The organism is Paenibacillus albiflavus (assembly GCF_004344915.1).
Taxonomy (GTDB): domain Bacteria; phylum Bacillota; class Bacilli; order Paenibacillales; family NBRC-103111; genus Paenibacillus_AM; species Paenibacillus_AM albiflavus.
In genome coordinates this window covers 244917-268199 of sequence record NZ_SKFG01000002.1, presented here as the reverse complement: position 1 = coordinate 268199, position 23283 = coordinate 244917, and the positions used below count along the sequence as shown (strand labels likewise).

The following is a 23283-nucleotide window of genomic DNA, read 5'->3' as shown; positions in this document are numbered from 1 at the left end:
TACTATATGTAGTTGATATTCAACAAGAGTATATCAATATCTAGTGAATTGTCAATAAGACCTTAGGCATTGTTCTTACCTAATCGCTCCTGCACTTTCGGAAAAACACGGAATGCATTGTTATAGAACACATCCTCATAATGCTGCTCAGGCACTAGCATTTTTACAAAGTTAATGTACACATCTATTGGGGCAAGCGGCCAATCTGTACCAAACAGAATTTTATCATAACGATCGGCAAAAACAAGACTTCTCCGCAAATGATCCATGTACAAAGGCTCATTTTGAAATTTGTTGAACAACACCTGATTACCTACTTGTAATCCAGAAATATCCCCGAATACATTATCATTCTTCGAAATAACCTCTGCTCCATCCATTACCCACGGGTCACCGATATGGCAGATCATAAAGTTAACATTTCGATTCGCCACTGCTAGTTCATCAACTGTAAGCGGATGAGAATACTTTAGCAAGCCACGAGGTGAATACGTATCGCCGGTATGAATAACGACAGGTACCTTGTATTGTGCTGCAAGCTCGTAAATCGGGCCATAAACTTTGTCATACACATAATAAGGATAATAGCCTGCATATAGCTTAATGCCCGCTGTTGTTGGCTTTTGTAATGCCAGTTCTATCGCTTGTATTTCACGCTCTGCGCGATCATTTATGAGAAGATTCGGATTAATTCCGACACACTCCAGCAAAAAATCTGGAAGTTCATCTTCTAAATCAAGCGGCATCGGATTCGGCGAAGTATAATCGGGGAATGCGCCATCAGTCTGCTCGGTTACGCCCATCCCAATTCCAAGTACAACGCCGCATTCATCAAATTCTCGCTTCAGCCCTTCACTCGTATAGGTGACGAATGATTTATGATCAGCCGTATGCTGAAAGCTGGCAATTCGCGATAAATGGATATGTGCGTCAATTATTTTCATCTTCATGCTTAAATATCACCTGCTATTTGCTTAATTTACCGATGTAGGTCAACTCCTTGATGTCATAATGATCGGCGACTCCATCCATTATACCTTGTACGTTCTCGATTGTCTCTTGTAGAGATACCGAAACACCCGCTTTACCTGTATATGGCTCGGCAATATAGAATGGCTGTGTAAAATAAGCTTCTAAACGCTCTCCGCGCTCATACATCATCTTATCTTCACCTGTTAAGCTTTCAATCCCCTTAGCCATAACCAGCGGTCTTAACTCGCGATAACGACGCATTAGTTTACGAGCGCGTCCTTGTACAGCAAGATGATTTGCCTCTAATTGCGCACCTTCGAGAATAATAGAGGTCGATGCAATCGGATTAACCGCAGGAAAGAAGTGCCGCGTTGACAAATCCATATCGAATTTCCATAACGTATCAAGTGGTCCGTAAGGAGCATCTTCATCCACTGATTCACCAGCACAATCAACTAAAGCGATCGTTACAGGCATGACACCAGGCATTTGAATACGCTCGCGAAGAGCTGCTAATTCACCAGATAATACAGTGCTCCGATCTGCCCCTATAAAAACATCATGCTGAGCTCTCAAATCCATAACCAAGCTAGCAAGCTCGTCTATGGATGAACATGTATGCTCGGCTTCATTAACACAATCCTCAATGCCTGGCACTAGCTCCTTCGGCAGCCACAGGATCGTTACATAACTACGCTGCTTCACTCGGCGGAATAATTCTCCAAGCATCACGAGCTGCCCCATTCCTGGTCTTGCGATAATCCCCATCGTTCCCCCTCTTACAAGCGGAGCGAATAAATCCAGCACCTTAATTCCTGTTTCAATCATACTCAACCTTCCCCCTCTTAAGATAAGTTCATCCAAAGTACAACCCGCAAGGTTAGCCAGTGTTACTAATGTACGGACCTCTGCCCGACCAATTGGAATTTTGCCTGTACAGAGATTCGATACGGTAGCTGGTCGTAATCCAACATTCTTGGCTGCTGTCGTCAAATTCGGCACTCGTTTACGGAGTAGTGCAACGTTAAGCTGAAGATCTTCGATGATCATAACCTCCTTATATAAAATAGAAAAATGCTTGCGATTACTTAATTGTGATGGCGTTATGCGGCAAGCAGGCATGCACACCTTTAACGCCATTAACAATTTGCGTGATTCTTAAATCGATTACCGAGCTTCCGATTGCAATGGCTTGCACTCGGTCTAATCCATACAATTCTCCTATTAAATCTAGCATTCCATCCAATGCTTGAACAGTCGCCTCATTCAATTCTTCATGTAAGCCGAATGTAATCCAGCCTGATGGCTTATTCGCTCTTGGATTTTTTAGCTTTAGCTCTTTATTCAGCTTCACCGTTACGTCAACAAGCTCCATCGGGCATTCAATCGCCTGGCAGCTTACTTCTCCATCCCCTTGTGCAGCATGACCGTCACCAAGCGCGAGATAAGCTCCATCAACGGATATCGGGAGATATAATGTGCTTCCCGCTACTAGTTCCTTACAGTCCAGATTGCCGCCACAATATCGTGGAGGGAACGTCGAATGGATTCCCGTCTCTTCTGGAGGCATTCCGATCACACCAAGAAAGGGATTGAGATCAACGGCAAACACCTTCTCTTTCAACACACAAGTTCCTTTCATCGAATCTGGATCCAACTGCCACTCCAAAATAATTTCTGGGAATTCGGTGAGCTTAAGCTGCTTATTCTGCCAATTCGGGTAAAATCCTGCTGCAGTAAATCCATATCGTCCAATCTGGATTTCGTTCAACTGAATCTCTAGCGTCATTCCCTTCTTTGCTCCCTCGACATAGATCGGACCTACTAACGAGTGACCCCTATCAATTTTCTCCCTTAAAGTAAATGGCTTTTAACGTTCTTGGTAGCTGACACCTGTCCCCCAACTGGCATCAAGCAATGCAAACTGCAGACGATCGCCTGATTGAATCGTTAACATGGAACCTGCTTCTTGTGTGAAAGAACCAATCAAGTTGTCTTGGCATAATGAAATGACATGAGTACTCATAATGCTGCCTCCTTACGTAATCGACTTACTTTATATAGTAAATGTAATTACGCCAAAGAGCAACTAGTTTTCAGAAATTTCACATTTTAAACACAAAAAAATGAATCAGTTTCATTTCCTGATTCATCTTGCTAATCAAACATGTTTGGTATGCTGTAAAGTCTGATTAAAGATCTCTTCAATGTGGGTATCGTCCAAGGAATAGAATACCGTCTTCCCCACTTTACGCCGCTTAACGATTCGCATATTCCGAAGATAGCGAAGCTGATGCGATACAGCGGACTGCCCCATATCCAGCAGGACAGTTAAATCATGGACACATAATTCTTTTTGCAATAAAGCATAAATCAATTTAACACGAGTCGGATCACTGAATGCTTTGAACCAATCGGCTAACTGAACTGCATAGTGCTCTTCAATCATTCCCGCTTTTATTTGCTCTAAATCCGTATTCGTTCCCTCACAAGTTGAATCACAATCATCAGTAACTACGATAGGTTGTTCCATCCATTTCACCTTCTTCAATCGATCTTAATTCAATTCTCTTGTCACATATTATAGCAAAAGAATGCCTTATACGGAATGATTACTATTGGGCAACCTAATTTGGAAAATAGTCTATTTTAATATTGACAAAATTTATGACAAGGAATATCATATGAGCAAGTATTCATATATTATATCTCCTACTTAATTGAAAAGAGGTTGGCACAATGAATGAGTTCAAAGTCAAAGGCCTATCTTGTGGAAATTGCGCAGCAAAGATAGAACGAGAAATTCAAAAGCTTGAACACGGGGATACGGCTACTCTAAGCTACAATACGGGTAGACTAATGTTAAACCCTGAAATATCAATGACGAAGGTTGAGCAAATTTTAAAAACCGATGGTGCTTATCTTGTAAAAGAAGAAATGGAGTCTCATCATCATGAGCATGATGATCACCACGATCACAGTCACTCACACGGACATGATCACAGCCACGGTAGTAATTCAACGATGCTGCGATTGCTGATCGGATCTGCTGCTATTTATATCGCGGCATTCTTCTTAGACGGCAATATTTCAAGCTATATTACCATCCCGATGTACTTATTAGCTATTATTATCAGCGGTTATACAACGTTCATACGTGGGATCAAAAACTTGTTCCGCTTGGAATTCAATATTGATACGCTAATGTCTATCGCATTAATCGGCGCAGTTGCTATCGGTGAATGGAAAGAAGCAACTTTAGTCGCCATACTTTTTGGACTTAATGAATTGCTTGAAGGCCTTGGAATGGAGAAGGCTCGCCGCTCGATGGAAACTCTACTTCAGGTTGCTCCCAAAGAAGCGATTAAGCTGGTGAATGGTGAAGAAATCATTGTTCCAATTAAATCACTTGCTGTTGGCGATATCGTCATTGTTAAACCAGGCGGCAAAATACCATCTGATGGTACCGTAAGCGCTGGCAGAAGTTCAGTGAATGAAGCAGCGATTACTGGCGAATCACTCCCTGTTGAGAAAGCTGTAGGCGAGAATGTATATGGTGGAAGTATTAATAATGAAGGACTTCTACAAATTCAAATTAATAAAGCATATAAAGATTCTTCTCTAGCCAAAATTCTTCACTTAGTTCAAGAAGCGCAAGAAACGAAGACGCCAACTGAACTATTCATTAACAAATTTGCAAAATACTATACACCGATCATTATGATCATCGCTGCCATTGTAATGCTCGTCCCTCCACTACTCCTTGGTGGTGATTGGACTCACTGGTTATATCAAGGCTTGGCTGTTCTTATTGTAGGTTGTCCTTGTGCGTTAATTCTTGCATCACCAATCGCAATCGTTTCAGGTATCACACGCAATGCACGCAATGGCGTTCTCGTTAAAGGCGGTGTATATCTTGAGCAATTAGGGAAAATTACAACACTGGCATTTGACAAAACAGGTACTTTGACTAAAGGTGAACCGCATGTAGAGCAAGCTATCGTATATGATGAGGACCGCTTCTATTCAATTGCAGCGGCCATCGAGAATGCTTCTTCTCACCCACTTGCTAAAGCCGTTATGAAGAAAATTGCAGATCATGAAGTTACGCCTTACAAACTTCAAGATATTCAAACCGTGACAGGTCGTGGCATTCAAGCAACAATTAACGGCGTTAAATATTCATTAGGGAATGAACAAACGGTATTGCATTTGAACGTACCCGCTTCGATTCAGAGTGAGATTAATTCACTGAAGGATCAAGGATTAACGCTAGTGATCGTTGCAGATCATGAGCAGATTCTAGGTATTTTCGGTATCGCGGATGAGATCCGCGCTGAGAGTAAAGCCGTCATTGCCGCCTTACACCAATCGGGTATCAACAAAACAGTAATGCTAACAGGAGATCATGCCAAAACGGCTGAGAAAGTAGCCAAAGCGGTTGGTGTGACGGACTATTACGGCGGATTACTTCCTGAGGATAAGGTCAATAAGGTCAAAGCACTTGCCAAAGAAGGCAAAGTTGCTATGATCGGGGATGGAATTAACGACGCCCCTGCTCTTGCTTCGGCTGATCTAGGGATTGCAATGGGCAAGGGAACAGACAGTGCGATTGAAACCGCTGATATTGTCTTAATGCAAGATCATCTTGGAAGGCTGCCAGAAGCAGTATCGATTGCCAAGAAAGTCAATCGGATTATTAAATTTAACATAGGTGTAGCACTCGGGCTCAAAATATTCGCGCTTCTGCTTACCATTCCTGGTCTTCTCACCCTATGGATAGCGATACTATCCGATATGGGCGCAACAATTTTCGTTAGCTTGGTTAGCTTAACTGTATTAATCCAATCGAAAAAACATCACATCGAGAGTTAAGACTCTTCACAACAAGAGAAACGGCTTCGCTGTCTTTAAAGACGGCAGCGTTTCTTAAGGTGATACTTAGAATTTATTAGACGAATGTTATAAATTCTATATCACTTACAAAGGGCGTCACTTCAGTCAATAAATGACTTAGGTGACGCCCCTTTTCTATCTCAGTTACTTTTCCAACAATAGATTGAACTCCGCGAGTGGCATTGGACGCGCGAACAAATAGCCTTGAGCAAGATCGCATCCGAATTCTCGTAAGAAATCAGCTTGCTCCTTCGTTTCTACACCTTCAGATAAGACGAGAATATCGAGATCTTTGCCGAGCCGTATAATGTTCGATAAGACTGCTTTTTCCTTCGGTGTGATTTTGGTAATATTAGCTGCATCAAAGAAGCATTTATCGAGCTTCATAATATCGATCGGCAAATGTCTGAGCAGATTAAGCGATGAATAGCCGCTTCCAAAATCATCAATCGAGAAAATAAAGCCCGCATCTTTTAGCTTATTCAGCGTTTTTATCAGTTCATCCAGTGCGCCGATAAAAATACTTTCGGTTAGCTCAAGCTCAATCATTCGAGGTGGAATCTGATATTGATTGAGCAGATCAGTTAAATTGGGTACAAATTGCTCATCATTGATATGGACACCAGAGACGTTAACCGATATCGGTACAACTGACTTTCCCTCATCCATTCTCTTCCTTAAATAGCCAAAGACCTGTTCATAAATGTAGAAATCCAGCTGTTTAATAAACCCATTTTTCTCGAATAACGGGATAAAATCATTTGGTGTAATCATCTTCCCGTTAGGACGCTGCCAGCGGACAAGCGCCTCTGCTCCAATGATCTGCTCTGTCATGAGATTTACCTTCGGCTGCAAATATACGATAAACTCTTGATTAGCTAAAGCATCTTCCATTAGCAGCTCAATCCGCTCTTCCTTGATGATTTGCTCATGAAGCTTGTCGTCATAGAAGGCATATGGACGATTATGGGAGCCTTTGATCGACTTCCTCGCCATATTCGCTTTATCCAGAATCGTTGATATATCGCGATCTTCCGGTTGAACAAGATAGATTCCACTAATTACTGAGATTGTAAAACCGCTAAAATGACTTTTTTTCCATTCATCAATTTTACGATATACGTTGATAAGCCGTTCATTCAGTCCATCAAGATCCTGGTATTTAATTAGCGTGATAAATATATCAGAAGAATATCGACAGATGTATTCCTGCTCAGTAAGTAGTGAGGAACACAATTTAGCAAATGATATCAGCACACGATTTCCAATATTATAGCCTTGCTCCTCATTTATATATTTAAATTTATCAAAATCTGTAAACATCAATGCATAATGCTCATCATTATTTTCCTCAAATAAAGAATTTATGTCCTCGCCAAACTTTGTGAATGAAGACACTCCTGTTAACGCATCGGTTGAAACCATCCGCTCCCTAAAATCAGTTATATCGGTCATTGAGATCACTCGAGCCTTCTGTCCATTCTTAAATTCGATTTCGCTAGCGCTAGAGCTTAGCCACCAGCCAACCTTATCATTGAATACCTCGACAACATCCCCGCTTTCCATCCGAATCGGACAAATTTGACAAGAACCGTCTTTTGAAGCAAACGCTTGGTAACAGGATTCTCCAGCTCTTGCATTCGGAAATATCTGCTTTAGATTAGGACTCATATAGATCAAATTATGCGACTTCGGTTCAAAGACGAATGTAAGCACATTCTGATCTTGAGGCATGGCTTCTGTTATCCGCCTTTCATTTTCTAGCTGCTGCACCGTCCGCATGTTCAGCAAATATTCTCCGATTATATCGGATAAGGTGGTGATCACTTCAATCTCCTGCTGTGTCCATGCATGCATTTCCTTGCAAGAATCAAAGCTTATGCACCCCTTCGTCACGCCCTTAACGACGATTAAGCTTGATATTTGCGACTTAATTCCTAAGCAATCATACAATTCTCTAAATGCTTCAGGTAAACCTGCATCTGTACAATCCGAGCATATAAATATACCGTTCTCATAGTATTTCCGTATATATTGCTTCCAAGTGTATGTATTTATATCGAAACTAGTAATAGATGGAACAAGTTGTTTGTGCCAATCATACGAAATTTCCATATGATCACATTCATGAATGAATTCCCCTATATAAACCCTACTTAAATCTAGCTCAGTTCCAATTTTACCTAGCAATTGCTTGATCGCATCATCTGCATCTTTTGTCTCTCCCATTAGATCAAACGCATACTTTACCAACTGATTTTCGTAATTTCTCAAATTTGGTTTATTGCTCTTTCGATCGCCTTCCTTCCCCTTCCGCTTATCTTCATATAGAGAAATATTCGCTTTTTCAAACAAAGTTTCATACATAACTCCATCAAACGGATAAAATGCAATCCCCATACTGGATGAAAGTTGAATCGTATGCTCATTAATTTCATGCGCTTCACCAATGATCCGCCCGATCTCTTCCGCCTTCTGGGCTGCTGTTTCAGGCGATTTAATATCCTTGAGGAGAATAACGAATTCATCTCCGCCAATACGTCCGACAATATCACTGTTTCGGAGTATCGTCTGTAATCTCTTAGCCGTATTCGCTAACACTTGATCACCAAATTGATTCCCAAGATCATCATTAATTGTCCTGAAATTATCCAAATCCAGCACAATCATAGCATGCAAAGCATCAGGTCCTTCTGTCTCTATCACTTTACAAATCAAGTATTCAGTCGTGCCTCTGTTATAGAGACCTGTCAACGCATCAAAATGCAACATTTCCTTTAAGCTACCCCTTTTGAATTGATAGTTGGAGTATCGTTCAATGTCATCCATATGATCGTTCCATCCTTTCGAATGATTCGATATCTAGCAAATGAATTAATTCACATACTATCATTCTACCCTTAAACAATTTATATTGCACAGAAAATTAGGACATGGACTACCGAAGTAATCCATGTCCTATCCTATATTCAATAAATATACAAAGTAAATACGCTTACGGGTTAAGTACGGGGGTGTACTGGTTTGAAATATAAGTAATGGCTGTGGGATTCGATATGACAGTTAAGTAATTCGAACCCTTCGTAGGAAACTGCAGGTCATATGTGATTATCGCTTCATTTTTACTAGTAAATTCAATGCCTTTGATCACAATGCCATACCCTGAGTTCGGACGATCATGCCATGTAATGGTTACTTTGTTCACATTGCTCGATTCCTTCTCAATTTTCATGGTGATGTCTTTTGTATACTCAGGACGCTCTCCAGACACGATTATTGGCTTCATCTTACCGACAAATTCTCTGGCTGCGTCAACCCACCCTGCAACTTGACCACGAGTGATCGCTTCCTTCGGATAGAATTTCTGCTTGTCGTCTAATTGGGCAATTTTAAGAATCGTTATCGCTTGGACACTTGCTGCATAGTCTTGCTGAACCTCATCCATGTCGGCAATCTCCAAGTAAATCTGGATCAAGGGATAGCTTCCCTTCTCATCGATCGCATGTTTAAGCAGATTCGCAAACTGCTCCCTCGTCATCGCTTGGTTTGGATCCACATCTCGGTCAATCGGCAGACCATTCAGATGCGCGTTGATAAATGCCGATGCATACCAAGCGTCGTTAGGTACGGATGAAAAATAATCACTGGCCATAGGTGCTTTTACAAATTTAATGTGATTAATGTTTAAATCCATCCCCTTCGTAATCAAAGAAACGCCTTGTGCAAATGAAACTTTACCTTGGGGATTATAATGCTTTGCATCTTCTCCACTCACGATACCAGCTTCCTTCAGCTTCATAATGCTAGCTTCAGCAGGATCACCCTTAATATCCTCGAAGGCATATGCAGATGTTGATAACATCATGATAAATACAAGTGCTAGCATCATGATGCGATTGATTTTTAACTTCATTATTATCCTCTCCTTTCATCTATATAGACGGAGGAATAATGAGATAAGTTACAATAGTCAAAATATATGTTTGTCTACACCATTATAAGCCTAAATTATGCAAACTATGCGCAGTATCAGCTCTTTTTGAGATTCGTGATCATTAACAGCAAGAATGAAATGATCATAATTGCGATTGTCCATAACCAAGCAAGCTGCATATTGCCCGTATCAACAGCCACATAAATTGCCGTCGGCAGTGTCTGCGTTCTTGTCGGAATATTCCCTGCTACCATCAGTGTCGCTCCAAATTCTCCAAGTCCTCTTGCAAAACCAAGTATAAAAGCAACAAATAGCGATCTTGAAGCTAAAGGCAGTGTAACATGCCATAGAACCTGCCATTCATTAGCACCGTTGGATCTTGCTGCATCCTCCAAACTAGGATCAACCGACTGGAATCCAACTTTCATTGTCTGATATACGAGCGGGAAAGCAACAACAACAGCAGCAACTACAGCAGCAATCCATGTAAAGATAATCGGCTGCCTAAATAAATATTCAATTGTTTCTCCTATGAAGCCTCTTCTACCAAGCAAAACTAGCAGAATGAAACCTACTACAGTAGGTGGCAGGACAAGCGGCAGCATGAAAAAAGTTTCAATCCAGATTCTGCCCCTTACCTTCCGCCGAGTCATCATTCTTGCGACAATAATGCCTAGTATAAAGACGATCACGCTGGATACGATGGATACTCGCAGCGATAACCATATCGGTGACATAAATTCATTCCAATGAATAATGGGCGTCATAGGCTTGACTCGCTCGTTGCGATTTCATTATACAATTCAATTACCTCTTTCAAGTGTCTCGCCGTTAACACCACTAATTATTGTTTTAAGCTTCTTTGTCTAAGTATAATGAAAAGGCTACCCCATAAGCAATGGATTGCCTATGGAATAGCCTTTCTAATGAATATCTTGTTATGCTTGATCAGGAATTATCTCTGGTTTGTCATACACTTTATCGAACAATTCAACAATAACTGATGTCATTTGCTGCGCCTCTAGCGGTTTGTCTTTTTCATCCTTCTCGACGTTCGCAATACGCTCAACTTCATCATAACCCTCGATCACTTTGCCAAATGCCGCATATTTGCCATCTAGTCTAGCTGCTGGCTTGTGCATAATGAAGAACTGTGAACCTGCGGAGTTCGGGTCATCGGTTCTTGCCATTGAGATAACGCCTTCCGTATGCTTCAGATCATTTAGATGGCCATTCTCGGTAAACTCTCCAACGATGGAATAGCCAGGTCCTCCTTCACAGCATGCTAGTGGATCGCCACCTTGAATCATAAAGCCTGAAATCGTTCTGTGAAAAGTTAAACCATCGAAGAAGCCACTCGTTGTCAGTTGTATAAAGTTCCTCACTGTATTCGGTGCAAGGTCTGGATAAAGCTCGACTTTGATCTGCTTCCCATTGGCCATGTTAATGGTAACGATTGGATTATTCTGCATCTTATAACTCTCCTCCAGTTTACTTGCCTCTGCCTTCTACATATGCATCTTTAAAGTAAATATTACCAAGAATATTTCGATTCCAGCCTTTAACATATTCTGCCATCATCATGACATTCGTACTGTGATATACAGGAAGAATTCTCATTTCATTCATCAGAATATCTTCCGCTTTATGCATCGCCTCTAGTTGCTTAGCAGGGTCTAGCTCTTTCTTAGCTGAATCAACTTGCTGATCATAATCGCTACTACCCCAGTTCGTCATATTATTCGGACTCTTTGAATTGAATACATCTAGGAATGTCATTGGATGTGCATAGTCGCCACCCCAACCCATCGATGCAATGCCGTAATCATAATCTTGAATTTCTTTGTAGTATACCTTCCATTCGGAAGATTTCAATTCCAAATCGATATTTAAGTTCTTCTTCCACATTTGCTGTAGAGCTTCTGTTACTTTCTTCGGAATATCGCCGGAGTAATATTTTAGGGATAGTTTTGGGAAGCCTTTGCCATCTGGATAACCAGCTTCTGCAAGCAGCTTCTTAGCTGCTTCGACGTCACCTGTTTCTGTTAAGCCATAGCTGCCACCCGCTTCTCTGAAGTCTTTGCCTTCAAGCGTCATTCCATTTGGAATCAGTGCAAAAGCAGGCTGCTGACCGCCTTGTGTAACGTTCTCAACGATTTCTTTGCGATTAATGGCTAGAGCAAGCGCTTTTCTAACCTTCTCATCGTCTAAAGGCTTGACTTTGTTGTTAAGCAAGTAATAGGTTGTTCCTAGTGCTGGCAGCACGATGAAGCGATCATCGCCTGCTTTTAATCTAGCGATTTCAGCTGTTGGAACGCCATTGATTCCATCTACTTTCTTGGATTCCATTGCCGTAAGACCTGTTGCCATTTCTGGCACGATACTGAATTTAACTTCTTCTAGCCTTACATTGTCTTTACCCCAATAATTCTCGTTCTTTACAAGCGTATATGACTCACCAAACTTCAATTCCTTCACTTTAAAAGGACCATTGCTGATGAATGTTTCCGCTTTGCGATGCCATGCATCTTTATCCTTCTCTACGGCTGCCTGCTGCACAGGCATATAGCAAGAGAAAGCAAATAATTGCATTATATACGGTGATGGTGCTTCTAATGTAACTTCTAGCGTTGTATCATTGATGACTTTGATTCCAAGCTCATCTTCTTTCACTTCGCCTTTGAAGAACTTCTCCCCATTCTTAATGTAAGGATACATCATAAATGAGTAATCAGATGCTGTTTCGGCAGTCATTACCCGCTTCCAAGAATAGAAGAAGTCTTTGGCAGTCAACTTGCTGCCGTCAGACCACTTCGCATCATCTCTCAATGTAAAAGTGTATACAAGACCATCCGGACTTACTTTCCATTCCTTGGCAACACCAGGCAATGGCTCATATTTATCATTCATTTGGACTAAACCTTCGAACACATTTGAAATAATAGGTGTTGCAAAAGTTTCGGCCGTAAGACCTGGATCAAGCTTATCCGCTTCATTATTGAGTACATAAACAATCTTTTGTGTGTCTCCACTTGCTGTAGGAGCGTTAGTCGCTTCGGGTGCTGGAGTTGCATTGCCTGCATCCTTTACTTCTGTCTTTGGTGAACTGCTGCAACCAACAACAAGTGTCAGAATCATAAGTGCAAGTAGCATAAACTTCCCATTCTTCTTTAACACAGATATTCCCCCTTAATTAATTTAAAATGATGTATGGCATAAATGATTTCCCCCACTGAGACCCTATCCTTGTCAGTAAAACGGTTATAAGCTGCTGGCACTCCAATCTGTCTCATGGGTTACAATCATGATATTCGCGTTACAACAAGTGACAAGCAGCCAAGTGGTTCAGCCCAATCTGCTTTAGTTCGGGCTCCTCCGATTTGCAGCGCTCATCAGCATATTTACATCGTGAAGCAAATCGGCAGCCCTGTGGTGGATTAATGGGACTTGGAATATCCCCTTCTAGCATGACATCCTCTTCGGCTTGAACGGCTCTCGGATCTGGAGCAGGGACAGATGCTAACAATGCTTGCGTGTAAGGATGTGCTGGATGCTTGTAAACCTCTTCACTGCTTCCGATTTCGACCAGTTTACCTAAATACATCACGCCCATCTGATTCGAAATATACTTCACCATCGACAGATCATGCGCAATAAATAGATACGTTAGCCCTAGTTCCTCTTGCAGATCCTGCAGCATATTCACTACTTGTGCCTGAATTGATACATCGAGCGCAGAGATCGGCTCATCACAAATCACGAACTCCGGATTAACGGCTAGCGCTCTTGCTATGCCGATCCGCTGACGCTGACCACCACTGAATTCATGCGGATATCTCATGGCATGCTCTTTTTTTAAGCCCACTTTGTGTAAAAGATTCTCAACAATCTCGTTTCTTTCACTCTTCGTTCCTATACGATGAACATGGAGTGGTTCCGAAATGATATCTTTAACTGTCATCCTTGCATTCAATGATGCGTAGGGGTCTTGGAAAATCATCTGCATCTTGCGTCGATGCGGCAGCAGCTGCTTCTCATTCATACGGCTGATGTCCACACCGTCCAGAATAATCTCTCCTGCTGTTAGATCATGCAGCCGAATAATCGTCCGAGCCGTTGAAGACTTCCCGCAGCCAGATTCCCCTACAAGACCTAACGTCTCCCCTTTCTTGATCGTAAAGCTGACATCATCTACAGCCTTGAGCACTGTCTTTTCTTTGGAGAATAGCTTCTGCTCAATTGGAAAATATTTGGTAATATTGCGAACCTCTAACATGTTCTCATTTGCCATGAATACCACCTCCAATGCCTTGCAGGAATGGATTTCCTTCTACTGGCGCGTCTTTATGCAGCAGCCAGCACATCGAACGATGTCCATTGCTTAATTCCGTATAGTCTGGACAAGCCTCAGCGCAAATACCCATTGCATAGTCACATCTTGGCGCGAAAGGACAACCTTTGGGTGGATTCACGAGATTAGGTGGAGATCCTTTTATTGGTGTGAGACGCTTTTGTTGATCCATCTCAGATCTAGGTACAGACTGAAGAAGTCCCAACGTATAGGGATGCTTTGGTTGATAGAAAATATCTTCCGCCGACCCTTCCTCCATCACCATACCGCCATACATGACGACGATGCGCGTGCAGATATCTGCCACAACGCCTAAGTCGTGCGTAATCAACATGATCGACATATTGAATTCCGACTTTAAGCTTTTCATCAATTTCAGAATTTGAGATTGAGTGGTTACGTCAAGTGCTGTTGTAGGCTCATCCGCAATTAACAGATCGGGCTCGCAGCATAGAGCAATGGCAATCATCACACGCTGCCTCATCCCACCACTAAATTCGAAGGGATAGTTTGACATCCGTTTCTCTGCGTCTGGGATTTTGACCAATTTAAGAAGCTTGATCGCTTTCTCTCTTGCTTCTTTCCTGCTTAAACCCTGATGCTCTCTAATCGTCTCTATGATCTGCTCCCCTACGGTAATGACGGGATTAAGGGAGGTCATGGGGTCTTGGAAAATCATCGAAATCTCGTTTCCTCGAATACGTCTCATTTCCTTCTCTGACTTATTCGCAAGATCCTCACCTTTGAATAGAATCTGACCGCCTACTATCTTGCCTGTATTCTGAAGCAGCTTGAGGATGGACATCGCCGTCACACTCTTGCCACTGCCCGATTCCCCAACAACTCCGATCACTTCACCTTTATTCAGTTTCATATCCACATGTCGGACAGCCTTTACTTCTCCAAAATGGGAAAAGAACGAAGTTTGCAGATGATTTACTTCCAGCAGCACCGTATCATCGTTATTTGGACCTCTCATCGTTATACCCCTTCCGTTCACCTATTTACGAAGTCTTGGGTCCAAAGCATCTCTTAACCCATCACCGATAAAATTAAAAGCGATCATCGTTATACAAATCGCAATCGCTGGAAAGAATAGCTGATACGAAAAAGAACGTATAGACTCAAGTGCCTCATTGCAGAGCGTTCCCCATGATGCCATAGGAGCTGTAACACCAAGACCGATAAAGCTCATGAAAGCTTCAATAAATATCGCGCTTGGAATGAGCATCGTCATCGTCACGATGATGGAGCCCATCGCATTCGGCAGCAAGTGTCTTGTAATAATTTGGAGCGGTTTCGTACCGATTGTTTTGGCTGCATAAACAAACTCTTCTTCTTTCAAAGACAGCATCTGACCCCGTACAATCCGAGCCATATCGACCCAATAGACAGAACCTAGCGCAATAATGATGCTGAGCAGCCCTGAATTTAACACGACCATAATAAGAATCACATAGAGCGTTAGCGGAATTATACTGACTACATCCACAATCCGCATCATGATGTTATCTACCTTACCGCCAAAATAACCTGCAATCCCTCCGTACATCATCCCGATTACGAGATTAACAAGTGCTGCGATTACAGCAACCAGCAAGGATATTCTTGCGCCATACATAATTCTTGTCAGTAGATCTCTCCCTAAATGATCTGTACCGAGCAAGTAAGTCTGATTGGATACATTCTTAACGGTTTCTAATGTGTTACCTTTGGCATCCTTAAGAATTAACGTATTCTTCTTGCTATAATCGACGATCACATCACCGCTAATTGTTGTATAAACGAGTTGCTTCTTCACCATATCCTCTTTATTCTTGGACATGAGCTCTAGCAGCGTACCGTCTGCGGTTGTTTCATAGAGTTTAATATTTTTATGTAGATACAAATATTGATCTCCAACCTGATAGAGATCGAATCTCGGCGGCATATTCGCAAATGATAGATTCTGCTCTTCATAGGAATGCTTGGACAATAGAGGTCCAATTAGAGCAAATAAGATGAGCAGTACAATGATGATTGCTCCCAGCATTGCTGCTTTGTTCTTGCGAAACCTTCTCGATACATCTTGCCAATAAGTAAGACTGACGCTTGCTACACTTGCCTCATCCTTATCTTCATCACGCAATTTATTCCAAAGAGAAGGATCGATAGCTGTACCTTGGTTAACACTTGTAACGTGATTAATAGGGTCTCTCATCATATCATTCCTTCTATTTACTAAGTTTAATTCTCGGATCTATGAGTCCGTAGATTAGGTCTACAATAAATACGATCACCACAAGAATGACAGCGTAAAACACCGTTATTCCCATTATTGTCGTGTAATCGCGGTTCGTGATGCTCTGGACAAAATGCCTGCCGATACCAGGAAGCGCAAATATTTTCTCAATGACAAACGATCCTGTTAACATGGACGCAACAAGCGGTCCAACAACTGTCACTACTGGAATCATGCCATTGCGAAGCCCATGCTTGAATATAACCTTCGATGGTCTAAGTCCCTTGCCTCTTGCTGTTCGCATATAATCCTGCTGGAAGACTTCGATCATGCTCGATCTAGTCAACCTGGAGATGAAGGATAGAGAATAACCTGCTAGTGCTAACACAGGCAAGATATATCCCTGCCACTCCTCCACCCCATAAGCAGGTGTCCACCCAAGTTTTAATGAGAATACGTATAGCAGCATCGTTCCAATAACAAAGGATGGGATTGTCACCCCAAGTGTCGCCATCAGCATGACAACCGTATCTGGCCACTTATGCTGATTAATTGCGGCAAAAATCCCAATAGGTATCCCGATCAATAAAATGACAATTACCGTGAATAGTCCTACTTTGGCGGTCACTGGAAAGCCTGAGCTGATTAATTCATTGACGGTCATCCCTTCATATTTAAAGGATGGGCCTAGATCAAATTGAATGATGCCTTTCAGATAATCTAAGTACTGCTTCCACAGGGGATCATCCAAATGGTATTTCTCATTCAAAGCCTTAGCGACGATTTCTGGTACATTCTTCTCGCCTGTGAACGGACCGCCAGGGATGGCGTGCATCAGAAAGAAAGTTAAAGTAATAATCATAAATAAGGTTATTAGGATTGCGATAAGCCTTTTGAGAATGTACCTCCCCATACTTCACCTGCTTCCTCCATGTTTTAAGAATTTTCGGTATACACATAATTTTCAAAAATTATGATTCACAATAACACAACTTGTTTGAAACCACAATAAGTATTTAACAATGCGAATCTTTATAGTTGGACAAAAAAAATCCCGTTATAGATTAAATTCTATAAAGGAATTTTTTTATCGAATATCTAATCAACTGACATAAGCCATACATACCTAAATACGCCCCGCTGATTAAGAAAATGTAGTTATCAAACAAACGATGGATATTGGTCATAAAGATCGTTCCGTCGCGGCGGATTTGATATACCGCAACTGTTGAAACGATAGCAAATGACATGGCTGCTACAGCTGCGACTACATCGATAATGAACCTCCATTTGCCAAGCAACCTGTATAGGAATAACACAATGAATGGTAAGATCACAACGCTGATTCCGACAATGATTTCCATTACGATCACCTCTTCTACAGCATACCCATTGCGCTAGGAATCAAACTCATCTATCCTATAGCTGCAAAAGTATTTAGAGGTTGAGTTATCTCAACAATAGATCTATACTAAGTCTAAATCTACTTAAGATCTAAAGGAGCTTGCCACATGACTAGAAAAGGAATTCTAACCCCACAACGTAAAATTATTTATGAGATCGTTTCCACATCTCATGATCATCCGACTGCCGCAGATATTATCGAACGGTTACGTGTTCAGGGACACCAATTGGCCTATGCGACTGTGTATAATTCGCTCAAATATTTGATTGAAGAAGGTCTAATTCGTGAATTGAAGCTTGAGGGTGATGCCAGTCGTTATGATGGGCAGGTTGAAGATCATCAGCATATTATCTGCAGAGTCTGTGGCAAAGTGGATGAAGTATTCATTAAAATACCTGAAGAATGGATCAAGGCGATCGGGGTTGAAACGGGCTATCAAATTGAAGAGGAGCATATTGTATTTAAAGGAGTGTGTCCGAATTGTCAGTCAAGCTAACGAATGAATCAAGTCATCATGGTGCCGCCTGCAATACAACGAAGCGAATCATCCTACTCAGTCCATATCCTTCCTCCCTTCACGAGCTTGTTGGTGAACTCACAGCCAAATGTTATGACGTTCTGGTGATGCATCATTTAGATTCCGATTTGTTCTCACAGCTAAATCCTGATCTTTTAATACTTGATCAACGTCATGAGCCGTTAAATCAATCTGCATTAATGCCCCTTCTCGATTCCAATATCTCAACCCTGAATCTCCTAGCCAAGCCATCTGATGATTCGGATCAATTATCTAATCAATGCATCGTATGGCCTGCTGACATACAAGAAATAACTGCCCAAATTGTACAGCTTATGGAATCAAGCTGTACTTCAAATATAGGAATGTCTACTCTCGTAGCTTTCAAGGATTTGACAGTTGATTACAAGCGAATCGTTGTGACTCAGAATAACGAACGCATTGACCTGACACGGACAGAGTTTGATTTGCTTAAAGTGCTGCTCGCTGCCGATGGTGCCGCACTTAGCCGCCAAGAGCTGCTTGATGCTGTGTGGGGTGCTGAATATTATGGTGGCAGTAATACGGTAGATGCGCATATTAAGGGTCTTCGTAATAAACTTAAGGATGATCCTAAATCACCGACATACATTGCGACTATTAGAGGAATTGGATATCGGTTAGCAGATTAATATAAATAATGGATAGCAAGATGAGAACCTGATCTCTCCCGCTATCCATTTTGTTTGTTTATTGCTGCTTCTTCCACGTATCCTTAAGCGATACGATACGGTTAAATACCTTTTTATCAGCTGTCGTATATCTGGAGTCCACACAAAAATATCCATGTCGGATGAACTGAAATTTATCCTCTACCTCCGCACCAGCAAGAGAAGGTTCAGCCATGCAATTCTCAAGCCGGATGAACGAGTCCGGATTAATCAGTGTCTCCCAAGATTGATTATCCTCTTTCACTAACTCTGGATTCAGAATTAACTTATCGTATAGGTGGATTTCAACAGGTACGCAATGCTCGGCAGATACCCAATGAATCGTACTCTTCACCTTTCGACCTGTAAAGCCAGTTCCACTCTTTGTCAGCGGATCATAAGTACAATGAAGCTCGATAATCTCACCTGTTTGTTCATCTTTGATGACCTCATTACATCTAATGTAATAAGCACCCTTAAGCCTTACTTCTGAGTCAATTGATAGCCGATGAAATCCGGGTATTGGTTCTTCCATAAAATCTTCTTTTTCAATAAATATGTTCCTGCCAAAAGGAATCTCTCGATGCCCAAGCTCCTTATTCTCTCCACTATTTTCAACGTTCACAAATTCTGCTGCGTCTTCCGGATAATTAGTGATGACGACTTTAAGAGGATCAATTACAACCATCGTGCTATGAACCTTAGGTTTCAAATCTTGCCTGAGCGCATGCTCTAACATCGCAATATCTACTGTGCTTTGTTGTCTAATCAGTCCAATTTCATCAATAAAATTTTTGATACTCTCTGGCGTAAAGCCTCTTCTCCGCAGACCACGAATCGTGGGCATTCTTGGATCGTCCCAACCATCTACATGCTGTCCTTCAACCAGTTGTCTTAAATATCGTTTACTCGTCACGACACCTGTAATATTCAGCCTTCCGAACTCTCTTTGCTTAGGAGCCCGGGCCGTATCAAGTTCATTCAGCACCCATTCATACAAAGGACGATGATCCTTAAATTCGATAGAACATAAGGAATGCGTGATGCATTCTATCGCGTCTTGAATCGGATGCGCAAAGTCATACATGGGATAAATACACCATTTATCACCTGTCCTGTAGTGCTCCTTATGAATAATTCGATAAATGACAGGATCTCTGAGATTCATATTAGGCGAGCTCATATCGATCTTGGCCCGTACAACTCTTGAACCAGTCGGATGAACACCTTCTCTCATCTCTTGGAATAAGCGCAAATTGTCTTCCACCGTTCGGCCTCTGTAAGGACTATTCTTACCTGGTTCCGTAAGTGTGCCTCTATACTCCGTTACTTCTGCTGGAGATAGATCGCAGACATAGGCTTTACCTTTAAGAATCAGCCTGATTGCCGCTTCATATATTTGTTCCGAATAGTCTGATCCATAATAGATACGGTCACCAGGACTGCATCCTAGCCAGTTGATATCTTCCTTAATCGCGTTCACAAATTCCATATCTTCTTTGAGCGGATTCGTATCATCGAAGCGCAAATTGAACTTTCCATTAAAATGCTTAGCGACATTGTAATTCGTATAGATCGCATAAGCGCTGCCGATATGCAGATATCCATTCGGTTCAGGTGGGAATCTTGTGCATATTTCCCTATTAAGTGCCCCCGTTTCCAGATCTTCTTGAATCAGCTTATAAATAAAATTATCTGGGACTCTTCCCATTTCATCGCTCATATTTCATACCCTCCTTGATTAAGATAAAAATTTCTCTAAATAAAAAAAATCCCACCCCCAAGACATTGTCTTGGGGGCGAGATCATTCGCGTGCCACCCCAGTTTCGCTAATATGTCGCCATATTAACCTCATCGAGTACGGCATTCCATGCTAAGGACTGCTTATACTCTAGCTCTGTAACAGGAGCACCTGTCATGCCATCCCCTAATCGGTTCCGACATGCTGTTCGGAGGCTTGGTTCAATAAAGCATTCTTGCTCCTTTGCACCACCTGGAGCTCTCTGTTAAAGAATGGATTTATTTACTCTTCTCTTCATCACGTTTAATTTTATTACAGGTATTATACATGATTAGCAGAACCATTATCCACTACTTCTTCAGTTTTATCCTTCTTGCTGCCGAGCACATTAAATAATAAATTCAGCAGAATCGCAGTAAAGCTTCCTGCTACGATTCCATTATCTGTTAAGATTCGAATGGCATCTGGGAATTGATCAAATAGACCAGGAACAACCGTAACCCCTAGTCCCATCGCAACTGAACATGCAATAATCAGGAGATTCTCATGACGATTAAGATCAACTTGTGTTCCGATCATTTTGATGCCTGAAGATACAACCATACCGAACATCGCGATCATCGCACCACCTAGGACTGACTTCGGGATCAGAATAGTGAAAGCTGCAATTTTGGGAACAAAGCCGATAATGATAAGAATAATACCTGCAGCAACGATTACATTGCGTGTTTTCACCTTGCTCATTTGAATTAAACCGACATTTTGGGAATACGTCGTGTATGGGAATGAGTTGAATATACCGCCAAGCATAATTGCCAGACCCTCAGCACGATAGCCGCGCGCTAGATCCTTTGATGTTAATTCCTGATCGCAAATTTTGCCAAGCGCCATGAATACACCTGTTGATTCTGCAACGCTGACGATTGATACAATAATCATCGTTAGAATTCCTGAAATCGCAAAAGTTGGTGTTCCAAAATAGAATGGCGTAACGCCATGCACCCAATCCGCGGTTTGAATTGGATTGTAATCCAATTTGCCCATCAATCCAGCCACTACCGTTCCAGCAACTAATCCGCATAAGATCGAGATCGCACGCCAGAAGCCTTTGGCAAATCGATTCAACAGAATAATAAATAGCAGTACACCAAAGCCTAAGCCAATATTCTCCAAGCTGCCAAAATCAGGCTGTCCTTGACCGCCACCTAGGTCACCTAAAGCGACTGGAATCAGAGTAACACCGATTACGGTAACAACGGAGCCTGTAACGACAGGCGGAAAGAAACGAATCAACTTGCCAAAAAATCCAGCAAAAATCACTACAAATAAACCTGATGCAATAATCGAGCCATAGATCGCGCTCATTCCATACTCATGACCAATGGCAATCATCGGTGCAACCGCTTGGAAGGCACATCCGAGTACAACTGGTAATCCGATGCCAAAAAATTTGTTCTTCCATGACTGAAGCAAAGTAGCAATCCCGCACGTTAGCAAATCAATAGCGATCAGATATGTCAGCTGTTCCTCGTTTAAACCTAACTGACGTCCTACAATAAGCGGTACAATGACAGCTCCTGCGTACATCGCCAGCACATGCTGAAGACCAAGCGCATATGTCTGAAAAATATTCTTCGGTTGCATCGCGCTAACTACTCTCCCTTTTCTACAAAGCTAATGTTATCTTTAGCTAAAGCTTTGATCCGTGCCAAGGATTCGACTTGATAACCCGCTTCGATCAGCTTGTCTCTACCAGGTTGGAACGATTTCTCAATCACGATTCCGATGCCTACAACGCTAGCACCAGTCTTCTCTACAATTTTGCCAAGTCCTAACGCAGCTTCACCATTTGCCAAGAAGTCATCAATAATCAGAATGCGATCTTCGCTATTCAAAAATTTACGCGATACAGCTACGTGACTTGTCATCTGCTTTGTAAACGAATAAACAGGCTCAACAATTAGCTCATCTGTTAACGTGATGGATTTTTGCTTCTTTGCAAAAATCAACGGCACGTCCAGCTCCAGCGCTGCAAAAATGGCTGGTGCGATACCTGAGCTTTCAATAGTTAGCACCTTAGTTGCGCCATTATCACGGAACCGTCTAGCAAATTCTTGGCCAATATCTTGCATAAGCTTCGGATCTACCTGATGGTTCAGGAATGAATCCACCTTAAGTACTTGTTCATTTAACGCAATGCCTTCACTTAGAATTTTGTCTTCAAGCCGTTTCATTTCTTAATCCCCCTTGTATTCGATCATACATAAAAAAACTCGAACCCCTTGTCTCTCCATAAAATCAGAAACAAGAAGCTCGAGTTACATATTAGACATAACCAAATAACAACCTATTTGTTGCAAAGGTATGCAAATGCATGCAGAAAAGAAGATCGCTCTTCTTCGTACACTACTCTATCTTCTCGTAGTCCGATCATTTCCGGTGATCAGGTAGAAACTTAACGGGCCAATTCCCGCAATTATACGAGTTTGTTCAAACATATGTAGTAGTATACATGCCTTCAATAATTTAAGCTAGAGATAATTTATTACAATCCTG

21 protein-coding genes, 1 riboswitch and 1 other annotated feature are annotated in these 23283 nt (G+C 41.8%); of the genes, 3 read left to right on the top strand and 18 right to left on the bottom strand.

The features are described 5' to 3' along the window. Positions 1 to 62 precede the first annotated feature (62 nt). The 5 genes from E0485_RS04405 to E0485_RS04390 form a co-directional block, all read right to left on the bottom strand. Entirely contained in the window at positions 63 to 944 is an 882-nt protein-coding gene (locus E0485_RS04405) for an amidohydrolase family protein (RefSeq protein WP_132416888.1), read from the bottom strand. A gap of 22 nt (positions 945 to 966) precedes the next feature. Then, positions 967 to 2016, bottom strand: a complete 1050-nt coding sequence (locus E0485_RS04400) for a P-loop NTPase family protein (protein ID WP_132416887.1) — start codon at positions 2014 to 2016, stop codon at positions 967 to 969. A 40-nt stretch (positions 2017 to 2056) separates the two neighbouring features. Then, complete coding sequence (locus tag E0485_RS04395) at positions 2057 to 2761, bottom strand: acetamidase/formamidase family protein (RefSeq protein ID WP_235857405.1); 705 nt, start codon at positions 2759 to 2761, stop codon at positions 2057 to 2059. An 81-nt stretch (positions 2762 to 2842) separates the two neighbouring features. Then, complete coding sequence (locus E0485_RS25420; protein WP_235857403.1) at positions 2843 to 2998, bottom strand: hypothetical protein; 156 nt, start codon at positions 2996 to 2998, stop codon at positions 2843 to 2845. A 135-nt stretch (positions 2999 to 3133) separates the two neighbouring features. Beyond that, the gene (locus tag E0485_RS04390; RefSeq protein WP_132416749.1) at positions 3134 to 3505 is read right to left on the bottom strand and encodes an ArsR/SmtB family transcription factor; all 372 of its coding nucleotides are present in this window, start codon (positions 3503 to 3505) and stop codon (positions 3134 to 3136) included. Positions 3506 to 3711: 206 nt separating this feature from the next. Between E0485_RS04390 and E0485_RS04385 the strand changes: the two genes are divergently transcribed. Continuing rightward, positions 3712 to 5847, top strand: coding sequence for a heavy metal translocating P-type ATPase (locus tag E0485_RS04385; protein ID WP_132416748.1), 2136 nt, complete (start codon positions 3712 to 3714; stop codon positions 5845 to 5847). A gap of 165 nt (positions 5848 to 6012) precedes the next feature. Here E0485_RS04385 and E0485_RS04380 read toward each other — a convergent pair whose 3' ends face one another. The 10 genes from E0485_RS04380 to E0485_RS04335 all read right to left on the bottom strand — a co-directional run bounded on the left by E0485_RS04380 (position 6013) and on the right by E0485_RS04335 (position 17738). Continuing rightward, positions 6013 to 8697 carry an EAL domain-containing protein gene (locus E0485_RS04380; protein ID WP_132416747.1) on the bottom strand — a complete coding sequence of 895 codons (2685 nt, stop codon included), beginning with the start codon at positions 8695 to 8697 and terminating at the stop codon, positions 6013 to 6015. Between the two features lie 166 nt (positions 8698 to 8863). Further along, positions 8864 to 9781 carry an S-layer homology domain-containing protein gene (locus E0485_RS04375; RefSeq protein ID WP_132416746.1) on the bottom strand — a complete coding sequence of 306 codons (918 nt, stop codon included), beginning with the start codon at positions 9779 to 9781 and terminating at the stop codon, positions 8864 to 8866. A 116-nt stretch (positions 9782 to 9897) separates the two neighbouring features. Next, on the bottom strand, positions 9898 to 10569 hold the full coding sequence (gene modB / locus E0485_RS04370) for a molybdate ABC transporter permease subunit (RefSeq protein WP_132416745.1): 672 nt from the start codon (positions 10567 to 10569) through the stop codon (positions 9898 to 9900). Between the two features lie 171 nt (positions 10570 to 10740). Beyond that, entirely contained in the window at positions 10741 to 11274 is a 534-nt protein-coding gene (locus E0485_RS04365; protein ID WP_132416744.1) for a peptidylprolyl isomerase, read from the bottom strand. A 19-nt stretch (positions 11275 to 11293) separates the two neighbouring features. Continuing rightward, positions 11294 to 12979: a peptide ABC transporter substrate-binding protein gene (locus tag E0485_RS04360; RefSeq protein WP_132416743.1), complete on the bottom strand. Its 1686-nt coding sequence runs from the start codon at positions 12977 to 12979 to the stop codon at positions 11294 to 11296. A gap of 139 nt (positions 12980 to 13118) precedes the next feature. Further along, complete coding sequence (locus E0485_RS04355) at positions 13119 to 14093, bottom strand: ABC transporter ATP-binding protein (protein WP_132416742.1); 975 nt, start codon at positions 14091 to 14093, stop codon at positions 13119 to 13121. Continuing rightward, the gene (locus tag E0485_RS04350; RefSeq protein WP_132416741.1) at positions 14083 to 15132 is read right to left on the bottom strand and encodes an ABC transporter ATP-binding protein; all 1050 of its coding nucleotides are present in this window, start codon (positions 15130 to 15132) and stop codon (positions 14083 to 14085) included. Before E0485_RS04350 ends, E0485_RS04355 begins: the two co-directional genes overlap by 11 nt. A gap of 21 nt (positions 15133 to 15153) precedes the next feature. After that, positions 15154 to 16356, bottom strand: a complete 1203-nt coding sequence (locus tag E0485_RS04345) for an ABC transporter permease (protein WP_207910926.1) — start codon at positions 16354 to 16356, stop codon at positions 15154 to 15156. A gap of 10 nt (positions 16357 to 16366) precedes the next feature. Next, the gene (locus tag E0485_RS04340) at positions 16367 to 17287 is read right to left on the bottom strand and encodes an ABC transporter permease (protein ID WP_132416740.1); all 921 of its coding nucleotides are present in this window, start codon (positions 17285 to 17287) and stop codon (positions 16367 to 16369) included. Positions 17288 to 17438: 151 nt separating this feature from the next. After that, entirely contained in the window at positions 17439 to 17738 is a 300-nt protein-coding gene (locus E0485_RS04335; RefSeq protein ID WP_132416739.1) for a hypothetical protein, read from the bottom strand. 147 nt (positions 17739 to 17885) lie between these two features. Between E0485_RS04335 and E0485_RS04330 the strand changes: the two genes are divergently transcribed. Both E0485_RS04330 and E0485_RS04325 read left to right on the top strand, forming a co-directional pair. Then, positions 17886 to 18275 (top strand): Fur family transcriptional regulator, encoded by a 390-nt coding sequence (locus tag E0485_RS04330; protein ID WP_132416738.1) that lies wholly within the window; start codon positions 17886 to 17888, stop codon positions 18273 to 18275. Beyond that, complete coding sequence (locus tag E0485_RS04325) at positions 18260 to 18967, top strand: winged helix-turn-helix transcriptional regulator (protein ID WP_132416737.1); 708 nt, start codon at positions 18260 to 18262, stop codon at positions 18965 to 18967. Before E0485_RS04330 ends, E0485_RS04325 begins: the two co-directional genes overlap by 16 nt. Positions 18968 to 19025: 58 nt before the next feature. Here the strand turns inward: E0485_RS04325 and E0485_RS04320 are convergent, their stop codons facing one another. The 3 genes from E0485_RS04320 to E0485_RS04310 all read right to left on the bottom strand — a co-directional run bounded on the left by E0485_RS04320 (position 19026) and on the right by E0485_RS04310 (position 22961). Beyond that, complete coding sequence (locus E0485_RS04320) at positions 19026 to 20708, bottom strand: glutamine--tRNA ligase/YqeY domain fusion protein (RefSeq protein ID WP_132416736.1); 1683 nt, start codon at positions 20706 to 20708, stop codon at positions 19026 to 19028. Between the two features lie 69 nt (positions 20709 to 20777). After that, positions 20778 to 21034, bottom strand: a binding site (T-box leader). Between the two features lie 14 nt (positions 21035 to 21048). Beyond that, positions 21049 to 22371, bottom strand: a complete 1323-nt coding sequence (locus tag E0485_RS04315; protein WP_132416735.1) for a nucleobase:cation symporter-2 family protein — start codon at positions 22369 to 22371, stop codon at positions 21049 to 21051. Between the two features lie 8 nt (positions 22372 to 22379). Further along, complete coding sequence (locus E0485_RS04310; protein ID WP_132416734.1) at positions 22380 to 22961, bottom strand: xanthine phosphoribosyltransferase; 582 nt, start codon at positions 22959 to 22961, stop codon at positions 22380 to 22382. A 168-nt stretch (positions 22962 to 23129) separates the two neighbouring features. Continuing rightward, a riboswitch (purine riboswitch) is annotated at positions 23130 to 23231 on the bottom strand. Between the last annotated feature and the right edge of the window lie 52 nt (positions 23232 to 23283).